This is a genomic window from Sphingomonas sp. BL-S-28 (assembly GCF_055521515.1).
The window spans coordinates 643,509-658,801 of the sequence record NZ_CM145484.1 but is presented as its reverse complement, the minus strand read 5'-3'; the positions used below and the strand labels follow the sequence as shown (position 1 = coordinate 658,801).

At 64.8% G+C, this 15,293-nt stretch carries 14 protein-coding genes and 1 tRNA gene; 5 read left to right on the top strand and 10 right to left on the bottom strand.

Annotated features, from left to right (window positions below):
- Window positions 1-26: 26 nt before the first annotated feature.
- The 3 genes from ACZ1JC_RS11975 to ACZ1JC_RS11965 form a co-directional block, all read right to left on the bottom strand.
- On the bottom strand, window positions 27-1,325 hold the full coding sequence (locus ACZ1JC_RS11975) for an amidohydrolase family protein (RefSeq protein WP_465136652.1): 1,299 nt from the start codon (window positions 1,323-1,325) through the stop codon (window positions 27-29).
- Window positions 1,322-2,707: an amidohydrolase gene (locus tag ACZ1JC_RS11970; RefSeq protein ID WP_465136653.1), complete on the bottom strand. Its 1,386-nt coding sequence runs from the start codon at window positions 2,705-2,707 to the stop codon at window positions 1,322-1,324. The genes ACZ1JC_RS11975 and ACZ1JC_RS11970 overlap by 4 nt, the downstream gene beginning before the upstream one ends.
- A 74-nt stretch (window positions 2,708-2,781) precedes the next feature.
- The gene (locus tag ACZ1JC_RS11965; protein WP_465136654.1) at window positions 2,782-4,404 is read right to left on the bottom strand and encodes a peptide MFS transporter; all 1,623 of its coding nucleotides are present in this window, start codon (window positions 4,402-4,404) and stop codon (window positions 2,782-2,784) included.
- A 309-nt stretch (window positions 4,405-4,713) separates the two neighbouring features.
- Between ACZ1JC_RS11965 and ACZ1JC_RS11960 the strand changes: the two genes are divergently transcribed.
- The 3 genes from ACZ1JC_RS11960 (at window position 4,714) to ACZ1JC_RS11950 (ending at window position 6,195) form a co-directional block, all read left to right on the top strand.
- The gene (locus tag ACZ1JC_RS11960; protein ID WP_395329446.1) at window positions 4,714-4,995 is read left to right on the top strand and encodes an integration host factor subunit beta; all 282 of its coding nucleotides are present in this window, start codon (window positions 4,714-4,716) and stop codon (window positions 4,993-4,995) included.
- Between the two features lie 223 nt (window positions 4,996-5,218).
- A tRNA-Leu gene (locus tag ACZ1JC_RS11955) sits at window positions 5,219-5,303 on the top strand.
- A gap of 205 nt (window positions 5,304-5,508) precedes the next feature.
- Complete coding sequence (locus ACZ1JC_RS11950) at window positions 5,509-6,195, top strand: PilZ domain-containing protein (protein WP_465136655.1); 687 nt, start codon at window positions 5,509-5,511, stop codon at window positions 6,193-6,195.
- A gap of 48 nt (window positions 6,196-6,243) precedes the next feature.
- Here ACZ1JC_RS11950 and msrB read toward each other — a convergent pair whose 3' ends face one another.
- From msrB to ACZ1JC_RS11935, 3 genes are read right to left on the bottom strand one after another with little or no spacing between them, the layout of a single operon-like run.
- Window positions 6,244-6,735, bottom strand: coding sequence for a peptide-methionine (R)-S-oxide reductase MsrB (gene msrB / locus ACZ1JC_RS11945; protein ID WP_465136656.1), 492 nt, complete (start codon window positions 6,733-6,735; stop codon window positions 6,244-6,246).
- Between the two features lie 26 nt (window positions 6,736-6,761).
- Window positions 6,762-8,027 (bottom strand): ABC transporter permease, encoded by a 1,266-nt coding sequence (locus ACZ1JC_RS11940; protein WP_465136657.1) that lies wholly within the window; start codon window positions 8,025-8,027, stop codon window positions 6,762-6,764.
- Window positions 8,024-9,031 (bottom strand): ABC transporter ATP-binding protein, encoded by a 1,008-nt coding sequence (locus ACZ1JC_RS11935; protein WP_465136658.1) that lies wholly within the window; start codon window positions 9,029-9,031, stop codon window positions 8,024-8,026. Before ACZ1JC_RS11935 ends, ACZ1JC_RS11940 begins: the two co-directional genes overlap by 4 nt.
- Window positions 9,032-9,075: 44 nt before the next feature.
- Between ACZ1JC_RS11935 and queG the strand changes: the two genes are divergently transcribed.
- Window positions 9,076-10,146 (top strand): tRNA epoxyqueuosine(34) reductase QueG, encoded by a 1,071-nt coding sequence (queG, locus tag ACZ1JC_RS11930; protein WP_465136659.1) that lies wholly within the window; start codon window positions 9,076-9,078, stop codon window positions 10,144-10,146.
- Window positions 10,147-10,265: 119 nt separating this feature from the next.
- Entirely contained in the window at window positions 10,266-10,565 is a 300-nt protein-coding gene (locus ACZ1JC_RS11925; protein WP_465136660.1) for a hypothetical protein, read from the top strand.
- A 693-nt stretch (window positions 10,566-11,258) separates the two neighbouring features.
- Here the strand turns inward: ACZ1JC_RS11925 and ACZ1JC_RS11920 are convergent.
- From ACZ1JC_RS11920 to lgt, 4 genes are all read right to left on the bottom strand, one after another.
- Complete coding sequence (locus ACZ1JC_RS11920; protein WP_465135341.1) at window positions 11,259-12,461, bottom strand: IS256 family transposase; 1,203 nt, start codon at window positions 12,459-12,461, stop codon at window positions 11,259-11,261.
- A gap of 316 nt (window positions 12,462-12,777) precedes the next feature.
- A complete protein-coding gene (locus ACZ1JC_RS11915; protein ID WP_465136661.1) occupies window positions 12,778-13,287 on the bottom strand; it encodes a DUF2306 domain-containing protein in 510 nt (169 codons plus the stop codon).
- A 16-nt stretch (window positions 13,288-13,303) separates the two neighbouring features.
- Window positions 13,304-14,356 carry a class I SAM-dependent methyltransferase gene (locus ACZ1JC_RS11910; RefSeq protein ID WP_465136662.1) on the bottom strand — a complete coding sequence of 351 codons (1,053 nt, stop codon included), beginning with the start codon at window positions 14,354-14,356 and terminating at the stop codon, window positions 13,304-13,306.
- 7 nt (window positions 14,357-14,363) lie between these two features.
- Window positions 14,364-15,284, bottom strand: a complete 921-nt coding sequence (gene lgt / locus ACZ1JC_RS11905; RefSeq protein ID WP_465136663.1) for a prolipoprotein diacylglyceryl transferase — start codon at window positions 15,282-15,284, stop codon at window positions 14,364-14,366.
- Window positions 15,285-15,293: the final 9 nt, after the last annotated feature.

Below are 15,293 nucleotides of genomic sequence, written 5' to 3'. Positions count from 1 at the left end.
CTGAAGGGCGCCCTGCCCGTACGATTTTACCAGTCGAAGGCCTTGGGCAGATAAGTCCGATCAAGGCTCTTGTAGCGCTGCTTCAGGCGGCTTTGATGGTTGTCGAGCGGCTGCTTGACGCCATCGATGAACACCTCGGTCGGGGCCGAAGACAGTTCGAGCGGATCGCCGTCCCAGATCACCACGTCGCCCACGGCGCCGGGAGCCAGCACGCCGGCTTTTCCGCCCATGCCGCTGATCTCGGCGGGGACCGAGGTGATCGCCGCAAAAGCCTCACCCCAGGTCAGCCCCGCTGCGCCGGGCAGCTTGGCGAGAGCGACAAGGTTGCCCGCTTCCTGCGGGGCATAGCGCGGCTGGTTGGAGGTGTTGAACATGCCGATGGCGACCTTCACGCCCGCCTTCTTCATGCGCCCGACATTGGACTGCGTGGCCGCCAGCGCCTCGAACGCCGAAGGCAGGTCGCGCAGCGGCATCGTGATTACCGGCACCTTGGCGGCAGCGATATCGGCAGCGACCAGCCAGCCCTCGGTCGCACCGACCAGCACGAGATCGAGCTTGGGGAACTCGGTCTTGAGCGCCAGCACGCTGCGGATGTCGGAGGCACGCTCGACGCCGACGTAGAGCGGCTGGCGACCGTCGATCACTTGCGCCAGCGCCACGGCATCCGCACGGGTCAGCAGCGCATCGGGGCTGCGTGCGGCGTTCGGCGAAGCGGCCACATCGCGCGCCTCACGCAGGGCGTTGCGCAAGGCCACATGCGCCGCCACGCGGCTGCCGCCGGCGAGCTTCGCGCCCGCCTCACCCAGTTCGACGAACTGGAAGGCGCGCGCCTTGGTTACCGCGTTGGGATCGGCGCCAAGGTCGATCACCGCGCCCTGCCCGGCAAAGATCGAATGACCGTTGTAGGGCGAGACGCTGGCGCGGGTGACACCGCCTTCGCGGCTGATGGCGATATGCTCGCTGTTCGGATTGACCGCCGGGCTGACATCCAGCGCGGCGTTGAACGGCGAATCCTCGGCTTCGGTATCGTTGCTGTTGGCAACGCCTTCGACATCGAGCAGGCCCAAATCGGTCACCGCCGCGAACAGGCCCGGCGTTACCCACTTGCCGGTGCCGTCGATGGGCTGGACGCCCGCGGGCACGGCCACGCCGGCCCCGGCCGCAACGACCTTGCCGCCGCGCACGACGACAGTGCCGTGCTCGATCGGCGCGGAGCCGTCACCGATGGCCACAGTGGCATTGGTGATGGCGAAATCCTGCGCGAATGCAGGTGGGGCGAAAGCAGCAGCCGCGAGTGCCGCGGCGATAATGGCGCGGCGGCTCATTTCACGTCTCCTTCACCGGCCTGCCCAAGCTCGAAATCGCTCACCGGGCGGCGCTTGGGGTCCATCGCATCGAACATCAGCGCGCCGTCGATCCACACCTTCTCCGGGCGCGAATAGACCGAGAGCGGATTGCCGTTCCACAGCACCACGTCGGCCATCTTGCCGGTTTCAAGGCTGCCGGTCTTCTCGCCGATGCCCATGGCCTTGGCAGCGTTGTAGGTGAACCAGCCGACCACCTTGGCATCGGGAATGTCGATGCCGATGCGGCGGCCGTCGGCCTGTGCCTTGGCAGCTTCCTGATTCAGGCGCTGGATGCCGTTCTCGTCATCCGAGTGGATCACCACGCAGGTGCCCGCATTGGCGAGCAGCGCTGCGTTCTCGGGAATGGCGTCATAGGCTTCCATCTTGAAGCCGTACCAGTCCGCCCAGACTGCCGCGCAGATGTCGTTTTCACGCAGGACATCGGCAATCTTGTAGGCTTCGACCGCGTGGTGGAAGGCGGTGACCTTGTAGCCCATCTCCTTGGCCATATCGATCACCTGCGCCATCTCGTCCGCGCGGTAGCAGTGGTTCTGGACGAGGATCTCGCCCTTCAGCACGCCTTCCAGCGTGTCCTTGCCCAGATCACGCTCCGAATGATCGCCGTCCATGTACTGGCGCGCATCGATCCAGGCCTGACGGTCCACGGAGAAGTTGCCCATGCGAGTGGAGGGCTTCTGCCCCTTGCTGCCGTAGACGCGCTTGGGATTTTCGCCGCAGGCCATCTTCAGCGAATAGGGCGCGCCGGGGAACTTCATGCCCTGCACGGTGATGCTGGGCACGTTCTTCAGCGTGACGGTGCGCCCGCCCATCAGGTTGCCGGATCCGGGCAGGATTTCCAGCGTGGTCACGCCGCCATTGGCCAGCGCGCGCGTGAAGCCGGGATCCTGCGGCCAGACCGAGTGTTCGGCCCAGACGTCGGGCGTGGTCGGGCTGGTCATCTCGTTGCCGTCCGACAGCGCATCGACCGAGGGCGAGGGATAGACGCCGAGGTGTGAGTGGATATCGATCACGCCCGGAGTGACGAACTTGCCGGTGCCGTCGATCCGTGTGTAGCCGTCCGGAATCGCCATGCCGGCAGCGCCGATAGCAACCAGCTTGCCGTCCTTGAACAGCACCACGCCGTTGTCGATCCGCCCCCCGCGCCCATCATAGACGGTTGCGCCGACCAGCGCGGTGGGCGTGCCCGGATAGGCCTTGTAGGTGGAGGGATAAGGATCGGCGACGATGGGCGCCGGCTTCTTGTCCTGCTTTTTGGCGTCGGCGCTGTTGGCGCTCAGCGCGAGTGCGGTGCCCAGCACGAGCAGCGACGTCCAGCGCCGCAATCCCGGCGTTTTGGTCATGTGGATTCCCCTGTTTTGAAGCGTATTCGTGAAACCGGCCCGGAAACCATGGTTTCCGGGCCGGTGAGAAGGTGTCAGTTCGGCTTGAGCGTTGGGTGGATGCCGGCTTCCTGCGCCTCCAGCCCGAACTCGGAGGATCCCTCCAGTTCGATGTCCTTCAGCGTATCGACGTGCATCCAGCGCTTCACCAGTCGGGCGACGAGGATGACGGCAACGCCGATGCCCACGACCCACCAGCCGATGGTGCCATAGATCGCCACGGTGCCCTCACGCGTCATCGCGCCGTGCTCGCCGCCGGTCGCCTGGCCGATCATGCCGGCCACGAAGTTGCCGCCGGCGGTGGCGAAGAACCACGCGCCCATGATGAAGCTGGCAAGGTGGCGGGGGGCAAGGCGGTTCATCGCGCTGAGGCCCACCGGCGAGAGGCAAAGCTCACCCAGCGTGTGGAACCAGTAGATCAGGAAGATGAAGAACACGCCGACCTTGGCGCCCTGACCCGCAACGGCATCACCCCAGACCAGCGACACGAAGCCGAGGCCGACGAGCACGAGGCCGAAACCGAACTTGGCCGGTGCCGAAGGCTCCACCTGCTTGCGGCCGAGCGAACGCCACAGCCACGCCAGGATCGGCGCGAACGTGACGATGAAGATCGGGTTGACCGCCTGGAACAGCGACGTCGGTACGCCGCCGCGCTCCACGAAGCGATCGGTGAACAGCGAGAGCGAACCGCCGGCCTGTTCGAACAGCCCCCAGAAGATCGGCTGGAAGGCCAGCAGGAAGATGATCGCGAAGATGCGCTCACGCGGTTCCTTGGGCATGCGGAACGCTTCGATCAGCAGGTAGCCGAGTAGCGCCACCGCCGAGAGCAGCAGCAGCGTGCCGACAACGGCCTGGAACTGGATCAGCGCCCAGAGCACCGCGACGGAGGCCGTGCCGATCACATAGAGCGTCCATTCGCGCTTCTTTGCCAGCGGCGCCGGCGGTTCGCCGCGGCCGTTCAGCGCGGGCTTGCCGACCATGAAGATGATCAGGCCCAGCACCATGCCGATGCCGGCCAGACCGAAGCCATAGCCCCAACCGATCGTCTCGCCCAGATAGCCGACCAGGATCGTGCCCAGCGCGGCGCCGGTGTTGATGCCCATGTAGAACAGCGAATAGGCACCGTCGCGGCGCTCATCGGTGAGCTTGTAGAGCTGGCCGACGATCACCGAGATGTTCGCCTTCAGGAAGCCGGAGCCGACGATGATGAAGGCCAGGGCGAGCCAGAACACGTTGATCGTGGGATCGCTTTGCCCGCCGGTGCCCTCGAACGCCATCAGCACGTGGCCGAAGGCCAGCAGCACGCCGCCGAACAGCACGGCCTTGCGCTGGCCGAGGTAGCGGTCCGCCAGATAGCCGCCGAGAACCGGCGTGATGTAGACGAGGCTGGTGTAGGCGCCGTAGATCAGGTTCGCCTTGCCGTCATCAAACAGCCAATGTTTGGTGAGATAGAGGATGAGCAGGGCGCGCATCCCGTAGTACGAGAAGCGTTCCCACATTTCCGTGTAGAACAGCACGAACAGACCGCGCGGGTGGCCAACCACTTCCTGGCTCTTGCGCGAGGCGATGACGCCGCCGATCGCCAATATGGCGAACAGCAGGATCGCGCCGATGGCGCCGACCCAGTCCCCCTCGTTCCAGGTTCCGATATCCTTCATGCGTCCTCTTGTGCTTTGTTCACGCCGACCCGTGGCGCCAAAAGAGGCGACGTTAACGGGCAAATTCGCGCTGTAAATGGGCGAAAGGTACGCGGAACCGCAGTTGCGGGCCTGCATACCCCCTCCCGGAAGGGCAAAACCCCCTCATCCGGTAGGAGCATTGCGCGAAAGCCCCGGCAATGGCATTTTCTGCACCAGAGGGATCCAAGTCACGCGAAATATTGTGATTCGCGCTTGGGCTGAGGATTTTTTCGCCTGAGGATGTTTTCGCCTGGGGACGTCCTGATTGCCTCTATGGAAAGGTGCGAGATGATCAGATCCGAACTGCTGCAAGCCCTGTCCAAGGAAAATCCCGAACTGCGCACGGAAGACGTGGAACGGGCCGTGGACACGTTCTTCGATGAGATCGCCCAGCGGCTTGCCGATGGTGGCCGAGTCGAACTGCGCGGCTTCGGTGCCTTCTCCACGCGCCATCGCGACAGCCGCAAGGGCCGCAATCCCCGCACCGGCGAAAGCGTGGAAGTGCCTGAAAAGCGCGTCCCCTATTTCAAGCCCGGCAAGGAGATGCGCGTTCGCCTGAACGTGCATTGAGCCGAGGCCGCTAAACCGCAAGCACAAGTCATCGCGCCGGAGGCCGCAGGTTTCCGGCGGACTTGTTGTTTCCGGCAAACTCGTTGCCGCCCCCTGCCCCGCCACTTGCGAAGGGTAATCACGCCAACGGTAATCAACGGCCCCGTGTCGATGGCCTGTTGCCGGACCCGCTGCGATCTGCCAGATCGCCCACGGCTTTTGAGACGTGCTTCCGGCATGTCGTGCGGGCGTGGCGGAATGGTAGACGCAGGGGACTTAAAATCCCTTGATCTGTGATCGTGCGGGTTCGAGTCCCGCCGCCCGCACCAGCCTCCCTTCGGGAATCCCCTTTACACTTCGGTAACCCGCGAATCGCTATCCTGATCGCGTGCCCGTTTAGCGCGTCTGAGATTTCCCTTCCGCCCGGCCTTGCGCCGGATGAGGGCCGCTGCCTGACGCAGAGCCTCTTTGCGGACCGAATCGAGCAGGATCGCCGGCCCCATTCCCGGCAATCGACCAGGGTGCCCCCAGGATATGACCAATCCCGATCGCCTTCCCCATGAAACATCGCCTGATTCGGGGCATGATTCCGGGCCCGCTTCACCGGACCCGCTTGACGCCGCCCGGACCGACCGACTGGCCGACCAGCGGGTGCAACCGCGCTTTGCGCTGTTGTTGCGGCAGGCCAAGCTGATCGGAACGGGCCGCGAATTCCTGTGCATCGTGCGCGACGTTTCCGAAACCGGCGTCCGGCTGAAACTGTTCCATGAACTGCCCCCCGGCGAAGGCTTCGCGCTGGAAATCACCACCGGCGAAAGCTTCCCGCTCGAACGTGTGTGGGAACGCGAAGGAGAGGCCGGATTCCGCTTCGCCGGCCCGGTGGACCTCATGCGGTTCATTACCGAGGCCGGCCCTTTCCCCAAGCGCGGGGTGCGGCTGAGGGTGGACCACCCCGCACGGATCGCCGTCAATGGCGAGGAGCATCCCGCCACGATCCGCGATCTTTCACGGCAGGGCGCAGGGATCGAGACTGCGCAGATGCTTGCGATCGGCCAGAAGCTGCGGCTTTCCGCCAGCGAACTACCCGCCTTCGACGCCACTGTCTGCTGGCGCCAGCATCCCGACTATGGGCTGGTCTTCGCCCAACTGCTGAGCCTTGAGCAATTGGCACTAAGAACTTCCCGCATGAAAGGCAGCGATTCGGTTCCGTCCGACGATTGACCGGCGCCTGACAGGGGCCCGTCCGGGAGACGGCCTTTCCGGGGCGCGTCAGCCCGATTTGAACGTCATCGCCGCGCCGTTCATGCAATAGCGCTTGCCGGTGGGCGGCGGCCCGTCGTCGAAGACATGGCCCAGATGCCCGCCGCAGCGCGCGCAGTGCACTTCCGTCCGCGACACGCCGATCAGATAGTCAGTAGAGGTTTCCACCGCGCCGGGCAGCGGCTTCGTGAAGCTGGGCCAGCCGGTGTGGCTGTCGAACTTGGCAGTGGAGGAAAACAGCGGATTCCCGTCCGCCGCGCAGACGAACGTGCCTTTGCGATGCTCGTCATTAAGCGGCGAGGAATAGGAGCGTTCGGTGCCGGCTTCCCGCAGGATGTGGAACTGCGCCGGCGTCAGCAGCTTGCGCCACTCTGCCGCGGTGTGGCTGACCGGATAAGTCTTCGCCTGGGCAGTGCCGCTGTCGCAGGCGGCCAGCACCGGCATGGCGGCGCCGGCGCCCAGCCAGCCCAGGATTTCACGGCGTGTCGATAGAAACGGCATCGAAGGTCCTCTCCTTCTCATGCCTTTCAATTCGCTGCGGCTTCACCCACGGTTACACGCCGCGACCACGCGCGCTTTGCCGAACGCCGCTTCGGCCCCTTGGCCGGGCCGGACTTCATTACCCGCGAACGGAACAGCCGCGCGCCGATGCGCACCAGCAGCAGCACCCATGCCGCCTGCCAGCCGATCGCGATCAGGTGGGGCATGATCGCCGGATCCTGCGCCGCGCGCGCCAGCATCGCGAAGGGCGAACTGAACGGGAAGATCATCGCGGCAGTCTCCACCATGCTGCCGGGCTGGGTCATCGCGAAGCTGGCGAAGAAGAACACCATCAGCTGCAGCATGGTCACCGGCATCGACAGGGTCTGCACCTCGCGCACGGTGGTCGCCATCGATCCGATGGAGAGGAACACCGAGCCGAGCAGCAGATAGGCCATCGCGAAGTAGACGACGCCCAGCGCGATCAGCAGCGGCCAGCCCACGGCGGGCTCGGCCAGATGCGGCAGCGCCGATCCGCCGAAGAAGAACACCACCGATCCCACCGTCGCCCAGGTGCCGATGCCCACCAGCGAGACCCCCAGCATCGCGAAAAGCTTGCCCAGAAACACCGAATCCATCGGAATCGCGGCCGCCAGCACTTCGATGATCTTGTTGCCCTTTTCCTCGACCAGGTTGGACAGCACCATGCCCGCCAGCATCATCGTCAGCAGGAACAGCATCATCTGCGCGCTCTGCGCGGTGGTCAGGCGTCCGCGGCGTTCGCCTGCCGAACTGCTGGCCACCGGCTTCAGCGCAATCTCGGGATAGGCGATCACATGGCTGGAACGAGCCTGTACCGCCAGCAGCGAAACCGGGCCGCGCCAGTTGCCGATCAGCCCTTCGGGGCCGGTCAGGACCGGCGCCGCCACGCTGCCGGTGAGGACGGCGGCGACATTGCCCTTCTTCGCCGCCAATGCCGCATCGGCATCGAACGTCTGGCCGGGGGCAAGCTTCTTCAGGACGATCAGGTTCGGCACCGCGTCCCCCAAGGCGGGAGTCAGCCGCGCCCGCGCCGTCGTCAGCGCATCGATATCGGCCGCCTGCATGGCCACGCCAAGCGCCGGCTGCTCCGCGCTCGCCTGGACTCGCGCACCGACGCTGCCGGCGAGTCCGCCGACGATCACCGGAAACAGCGGGCCCAGCAGGAAGAAGAAGAAGCTGCGGCTGAACAGGATCGCCGTGAAATCGCGCCGGGCCACCACCCAGGCGGCGGCGAGGACCGAAAGACGGCCGGGTCGGACATGTTCGCTCATCGACCCTGCTCCTGTTCCGGGCTTTCTTCCAGCGCCTTGGCGGCCGCCTCACCGGCGATGGCAACGAAGGCATCGTGCAGCCCCGCGCGCTCGATCGAGAGCGAGAGAATGCCCGCATCGCCCTCGATCAGTGCGCGCAGCAACGGCTCCACCCCGGTTTCGGGCAGCGAGAAATTCCAGAACGCCCCTTCCCGCCGCAAATCGGCGGGCAGCGCGGCGCGCCATGGGCCATCGGCGGCGCGGGTTTCCAGCCGGACTTGCGGGCGGATGCGGTCCCGGGCCACGTCGACGGGGCCCGCAAACGGCACTTTTCCGCCGGCGATGATCGCCACATCGTCGCAGAGGCGTTCGGCGTGGGCGATGACGTGGGTGGAGAAGATCACCGTCGTCCCCTCTTCCGCCAAGCCGCGCATCATGCGCTCCAGCTTGCCCTGGTTCAGCGCATCAAGCCCGGAAAACGGCTCGTCAAAGATCACCAGTCGCGGGCGGTGGACCAAGGTCCCCAGAATCTGCACCTGCTGCGCCATCCCCTTGGAAAGCTGGCGAATCTGCCGGTCCGCCGCATAGCCGAGGCCGTGCCGTTCAAGGAGTTCGTGCGCGCGTTTGCGCCCTTCCTTCAGCGGCAGACCGCGCAGCGATCCCAGAAAGGCGATGGCTTCGGTGGCCTTCATCGCCGGGTAGAGGCCGCGCTCTTCGGGCAGGTAGCCGATGGCGTGGGCCACATCGTGCGGCCGCTCCGCGCCCAGAATCCGGCGACTTCCCTCGTCCGGATCGATGATTCCCAGCAGCATCCGCAAGGTCGTGGTCTTGCCGGCACCATTGGGACCTAGAATGCCGTAGACGGCACCTACCGGCACCTGAAGGTCCACACCGTCCACCGCCGTGAACCCGTCGAACCGCTTGACCAGCCCGCGCGCCTCGATCGCAAGAGGACGCTGATCGACCTTCGCCGAATCGGCTCCCTCATTGCTGGCCACGGGCCAATCTCCTAGTGCGATGTTCATTGGGCCCACCTACCGTCATGACGTGAACCGGAGCATCCGCAAGCTTGGTTAATAACCCTCTAAGTGATCTGACACGAGAACTGGAAGCGCGGGCCCGCGCATTGGGCTTCTGCGCCTTCGGAATCGCGTCCGCCGAAGAGGATGCCGATCGCGCCGCGCGGCTCGATTCGTGGCTGGCGGAGGGGATGCAGGGTTCGATGGCGTGGATGGCCGACCGCGCGCACCATCGCCGCTCGCCCCAAGGGCTCTGGCCCGAGGCGCAGCGGGTGATCGCGCTGGGCATGAGCTATGCCCCCGCCGCCGATCCCTTGCGCCTTGCCGAAGTGCCCGAAGTGGGCCGCATCTCGGTCTATTCGCAAGGCGCCGACTATCACGACGTGGTCAAGAAGGCGCTGAAACACCTAGCCCGCTGGCTGGTGGAGGAAGCGCGCAAGCGCGGCCTCGGCGACGTCGGAGTGAAAGTCTTTACCGATACCGCCCCGGTCATGGAGAAACCGCTGGCCGCCGCCGCCGGCCTGGGCTGGCAGGGCAAGCACACCAACGTGGTCAGCCGCGAGCATGGATCGTGGCTGTTTCTGGGCGAGATCTACACGACGCTGGACCTGCCGCTCTCCGCGCCGGGCCGCGACCGCTGCGGATCGTGCCGCGCCTGTCAGGATGCCTGCCCCACCGCCGCTTTCCCGGCGCCCTACCGCCTCGATGCCCGGCGCTGCGTCAGTTACCTGACGATCGAGCACAAGGGGCCGATTCCGGAGGAATTCCGCACCGCACTGGGCAACCGCATCTATGGCTGCGACGATTGCCTGGCCGTCTGTCCGTGGAACAAGTTTGCCGAGACCGCGAACACCATCAAGGCCTTCCTCCCGCGCGCCGAGCTGACCGTGCCGGAACTGGCTGACCTGCTGACGCTGGACGATGCGGGCTTTCGCAAGCTGTTCTCCGGCTCCCCCATCAAGCGCATCGGCCGCAACCGCTTCGTCCGCAATTGCCTCTATGCGGCGGGGAACAGCGGATCGGCGGCGCTGCTGGGCACGGTTGAAGGCTTGCGGGACGATCCCGACCCGGCGGTGGCCGACGCCGCCGCCTGGGCAGCCGGACAATTACGCGGACATTAGGCCGCGCGGAAATTAGGCCGCATTGTCGGCTATCAGGAAGTTCCAAGGCGCGCTGAACGGCAGAAATGTCGGGGGGAGCGGACATTGTGTGCCCAATCAAAGTATCATAGCGTCCTGCCATGAAGTCACATTGTCTTTTTGCCGCTCTTACGTTGATGGTTAGCTCGGCTGCAGCCGCCAAAGAGCCTATGCCGACTGCCGGAGAGCTGTCAGAAGCACTTGCGAAGCAGACAAAAAGCCCGATTTCTCCGGCGGATGTCCGTCCATTGAAGTGTGAAGGCTTTCCGGAGGAGCCGACGGAGTTTGAATGTCGCTGGGCGCAAAACGTGAGCGGCAAGTGGCTACGATACAGCACCTATTTTGCAATCAACAAGGATGGCTGGCAAGTCATCGACTGGCCACCATCCAAATTGAAATGACCACTATGTTGGCGTGTCGAAACGGCAGGTATCAGATTAAAACCCTGAAAATGCGCCATTCCGCTTTTAGGAATGCCGCTCAGCATCTCGGATGACCTAGACGTCGAGGGAAGCGCGCGCATCCAGCAGTCCAAGTGCTCCGTGACATCAAGGCGGGGCATGGAAGAGGGGAAAATGACACCCAAAAGACGCCTCGCGATAATCGGATTTGTCCTGCTCACCGCTGCGTGTGTAGCTTGGCTCTGCCTGTTGTGGGTTTCGGTAAATCTTCTTAGTTTCCCGTGCGACAGCCCTGAAGATCCAAGGCCTTGCTCTGAGGTGGTGCCTTGGTTTTATGTCACACGCGGACTCCTGCCCACTGGGCTTATCTGGTCGATAGCAGCTTGGGGGACGTTCTATCGACGTAGCAAGAACTGACGGGTTGCCCATGTCCGCAACGTCGGCGTGTCCGGAACGGCCGCAATTCGCTGTAAAGTCGTGTGAGCGGACGCTTTCAACCGACGTCATCCCAGCGAAAGCTGGGATCGGTCTCACAATCGCGCGAGGCCGATGGCGATCCCAGCTTCCGCTGGGATGACGATAGGATTTTAACGCACGCAGAAACGCGTAAGCGCAAAGCGCGGCAGACTGTGTCCCGGGGCGTGGTGTAGCTGAAGCCGAGGCGCCGCGCATTTCGGCATCCGTCTGGGCCGTTCATGCTCCTGGGACTGCTGAGAGCATGGTGATTGGATTGTCGCTGACCGGCGCCATGGTTTCAAGGGTCATATAGCGGGCACGCTGGACGGCCCATTCGTCTGACTGTTCCATGAGGATAGCGCCGATGAGTCGGGTGATGGCAGCCTCATTGGGGAAGATGCCGACGACATCCGTGCGGCGTTTGATTTCGCCGTTGAGGCGCTCGATGGGGTTTGTGCTGTGTAATTTGGCGCGATGCTCGCGCGGGAAGGTCATGTAGGCCAGCACATCGGGTTCGGCTTCATCCATCAGGTTTGCCAGTTTGGGCAGTTTGGGTCGCACCTGATCGGCCACGGCACGCCATTGCTGGCTGGCGGCCTCGGGTGTTTCCTGAGCGAAGGCGGTGGCGATGAAGGCGGAGACAACCCTGCGGCCGCTTTTACCGGCATGAGCCAGCGCATTGCGCATGAAGTGAACCCGGCAGCGCTGCCACGTGGCACAGAGCAGTTTGGAGACGGCTGCCTTGATGCCTTCGTGCGCGTCGGAGATGACCAGCTTGACGCCGCGCAGTCCTCGGCGCGTCAACTTGCGCAGGAAGGCGGTCCAGAAAGGCTCGGCTTCCGAGGCGCCGATGTCCATGCCCAGCACTTCGCGGCGACCGTCGCTGTTCACGCCTACCGCGACGATCACCGCCACCGAGACGATCCGCCCATTCTGCCGAACCTTCACGTAGGTTGCGTCGATCCAAAGGTACGGCCAATCCCCTTCGATCGGGCGGTCCAGGAAGGTATGCACGCGCTCGTCGAGCTCCTCACATAGGCGGCTCACTTGGCTCTTGGAGATGCCGTCCATGCCAAGCGCTTTGACCAGATCGTCCACTGAGCGGGTGGAAATGCCCTGGATGTAGGCCTCCTGGATCACCGCAGTCAGCGCCCGCTCCGCCATCCGACGTGGTTCGAGGAAAACGGGAAAGTAGCTGCCTTTGCGCAACTTTGGGATCCGCAGCTCGACAGTGCCGGCCCGCGTCTGCCAGTCGCGCTCGCGGTGCCCGTTGCGCTGAACAAGCCGGTCGGGAGACTTCTCGCCGTAGCCAGCGCCAGTCAGGTTGCCGACTTCCATCTCCATCAGCCGCTCGGCGGCAAACGAGATCATCTCGCGTAGAATATCCGCGTCCGGGGTCTTCTCTACCAGCGAACGCAGGTGCATCATCGGATCGGTCATCGTGATTCCTTCCGTCAGGTTCGAGTTTCGCAACCCAAACCTATCCGAAAATCACGGTGACCACCTCAACCCTCAGCTACACCACCTCCCGGGACACGATCGCGCGGCAGGTCACTTTCTCCCTTCAACCTGGCGGAAACCGCAAGATCAGAGAGAGCGGCTTTGCCGCAGGAGCGACCTCTCTGCGCCTCCGCGCCTCTGCGTGAATTCTTCTTTCATGCCTGCAACGGCGGCACATCCGGGAGGCAGGTCGGATTGGAATCTCCGATACTCACACTCCATTCCGTAGCTGAATTTGCCTGCGCGCTCCCGGCTCTCAGACTCCGAACAGCCAGCGGCCCAGCAAGCGGCCGAAGGGGAACGTGAAGAACCCGGCGACCAGCAGCGCGCCGATGATCAGCCCGCGCACGGTGCGGCGGTGTCGGGCGACGCGGTGGCTGCGGGCCGAGAGTACCAGCACCGGCACCATCACGATCACGAAAGCGGAGAGCACGTGGATCACGCTGAATTCGCCATTCTTGCCGCGAATGAACAGGCTGTCGATCGCGGTGGCCATCATCGCCGCGCTCCAGACATAGCCCAGCACGCGGTGCCGCCCATCGCCGCGCCGCCGCCAGAGCAGAACCGGCGTCAGTGCCAGCGCGGTCAGCATTGTTGCCAGATGGAACCACACGATGCCGGGAATGCGCGCCCATTCGGCCATGCCGCGCGCGATGGCGATCAGGATCACCGCCAGCATCGCCAACGAGAGCAGCCCCAGCACGCGTTCGAGCCGGTCCGGCCCCTTCAGATCCCTTGCGGTTACGCCTTTCGCCTTGTCGTGCACGGTGCCCCCTATGCAGTTAGAATCCTGCCCCTTCCGGCCAATCCGGTCCGGCCAGTGCCATCACCTTGAATAGCGCCCCCATCTGTTCGTCGGCAACCAGACGGTCCAGGGCCGTCGCGATGCCCTCAGCCTGCTGCGGCGCTGAAGCGGCGAGCCGTTCGGCGCGCGCCGCAATGCCCAGTGCGCGCAGGAAAGCGCCTTGGGTGGTCGTGCCCAGCCACCTGGCCCCGCTCGCCTGCGCCACTTCGGCGGCGGTGGCGAAGTCGACGAGGCAGGTCAGGTCTGCCTCACCCGGCATCGTGAAAGGATCGACCTTCGTGTGTTCGCGCAGCGCCTGCAGCGTCGATCCGGTCTGCCTTGTGACGAAACCATAGTCGATCAGCAGGGCTGCGCCGCCTTGCGCGGCCAGTCGATAGCCCAGTTCCTGCACGGCCGCGGCTGCGCCGGGGCAGGTTTCGAGGATCGTGCCTTCGGCCGCGTCCTGCCATTCGTCCGGCACGGCGGCATCCATCGGCTTGTCGCCGGCGACGGGGCGGAAGCGATCCTCCGCCCAATCGACCATGCGTTCGCGCCAGCCGCTTTCAGCTTTCACCAATTGCCGCACCGGCAGTGCGTCGAGGAATTCGTTGCCCACCACCAGCAGCGGCGCATCGGTCGGCAGGGTGCCGAGATCGTCGTGGAACTGCACTTGCGGCACCGCCTCACGCTGAAGGGCGCGCAGCGCGGTGGAGCCTTCGACGAAGTGGACATCCGGCGTCAGGCCGAAGCGCGCCATCGTGCGCAGCGCATCGCGCGCCAGAGTGCCGCGGCCGGGCCCGAGTTCGACGTAGTGGACTTTGGGGCTGCCCGCGCGGCTCCACATGTCGGCCAGCCAGAGGCCGATCATCTCACCGAACATCTGGCTGATTTCCGGCGCGGTGATGAAGTCGCCCGCGCTGCCGAGCGGGTCCTTGCCCGCGTAATAGCGTGCGTTGGACTCGCCCATGTAGTGCAGCAGCGAAATCGGGCCGTAGCTCTGGATCAGCCGCCTGAAGATATCCGTCAGCGGCTCGGAACGGCCCTCGGTCATCGGTGAATCACGCCGGAAGCGGGCGGCCGGTGGCGAGCGCCGGGCGCACCAGCGAACGCGCGATCAACATCAGGCCCAGCACGAAGAGCGGGATCGTCAGCCACTGGCCCATCGAAAGGCCGGTGCGCATGGCGAAATCCTGCAGCTGCGCATCGGGTTCCCGGAAGAATTCCACGGTGAAGCGCGCGGCGGCAATGCCGGTGGTGAACACGCCGACCAGCATGCCGGGGCGGAAACGCGCGCGCGTCTTCCAGAACAGCGTGAGCATGATCACGGCCATCGCCAGCCCTTCCAGCCCGGCTTCGTAAAGCTGGCTGGGGTGGCGCGGCAGCGGGCCGGCATCGGGGAAGACCATCGCCCAGGGCAGATTCGGATTGGCGACCACGCGGCCCCACAGTTCGCCGTTCACGAAGTTGGCGAGGCGGCCGAACATCATGCCGAACGGCACGCAGACCGCGATGTAGTCCGCCACCCGCAGGAAATCGAGCTTGTTGCGCCACGACACCCAGGCCAGTGCCAACAGCACGCCGATCAGCCCGCCGTGGAAGCTCATGCCGCCATGCCAGAGCGACAGCAGCGCCTTGGGATCGGTCCAGAGGCTGGGAATGCCGGTGTCTCCGCCGGTGTAGAACGTGGCGTAACCCAGGCGCCCGCCCAGGATGATGCCCAGCGTGCAGTAGAAGAACAGATCGTCCGCATGGCGCTGTGCCAGCGGAGCGCCGGGCGCCTTGATCATGCGGGTGAGGTGCCAGTAGCCCAGCACGATCCCGGCCAGATAGGCCAGCGAGTACCAGCGCAGTTCGAAACTGCCGATCCGGAACAGATAGTTCTTCAGGCCCAGATTGGCCCAGTAGATCGGCTCATGCGCCTGTGCGGCCGCGCTTGCGGCAAGTGCTGTGAGGGACAAGTGGTTCGACCTCGTATCCATGTGGTCCTG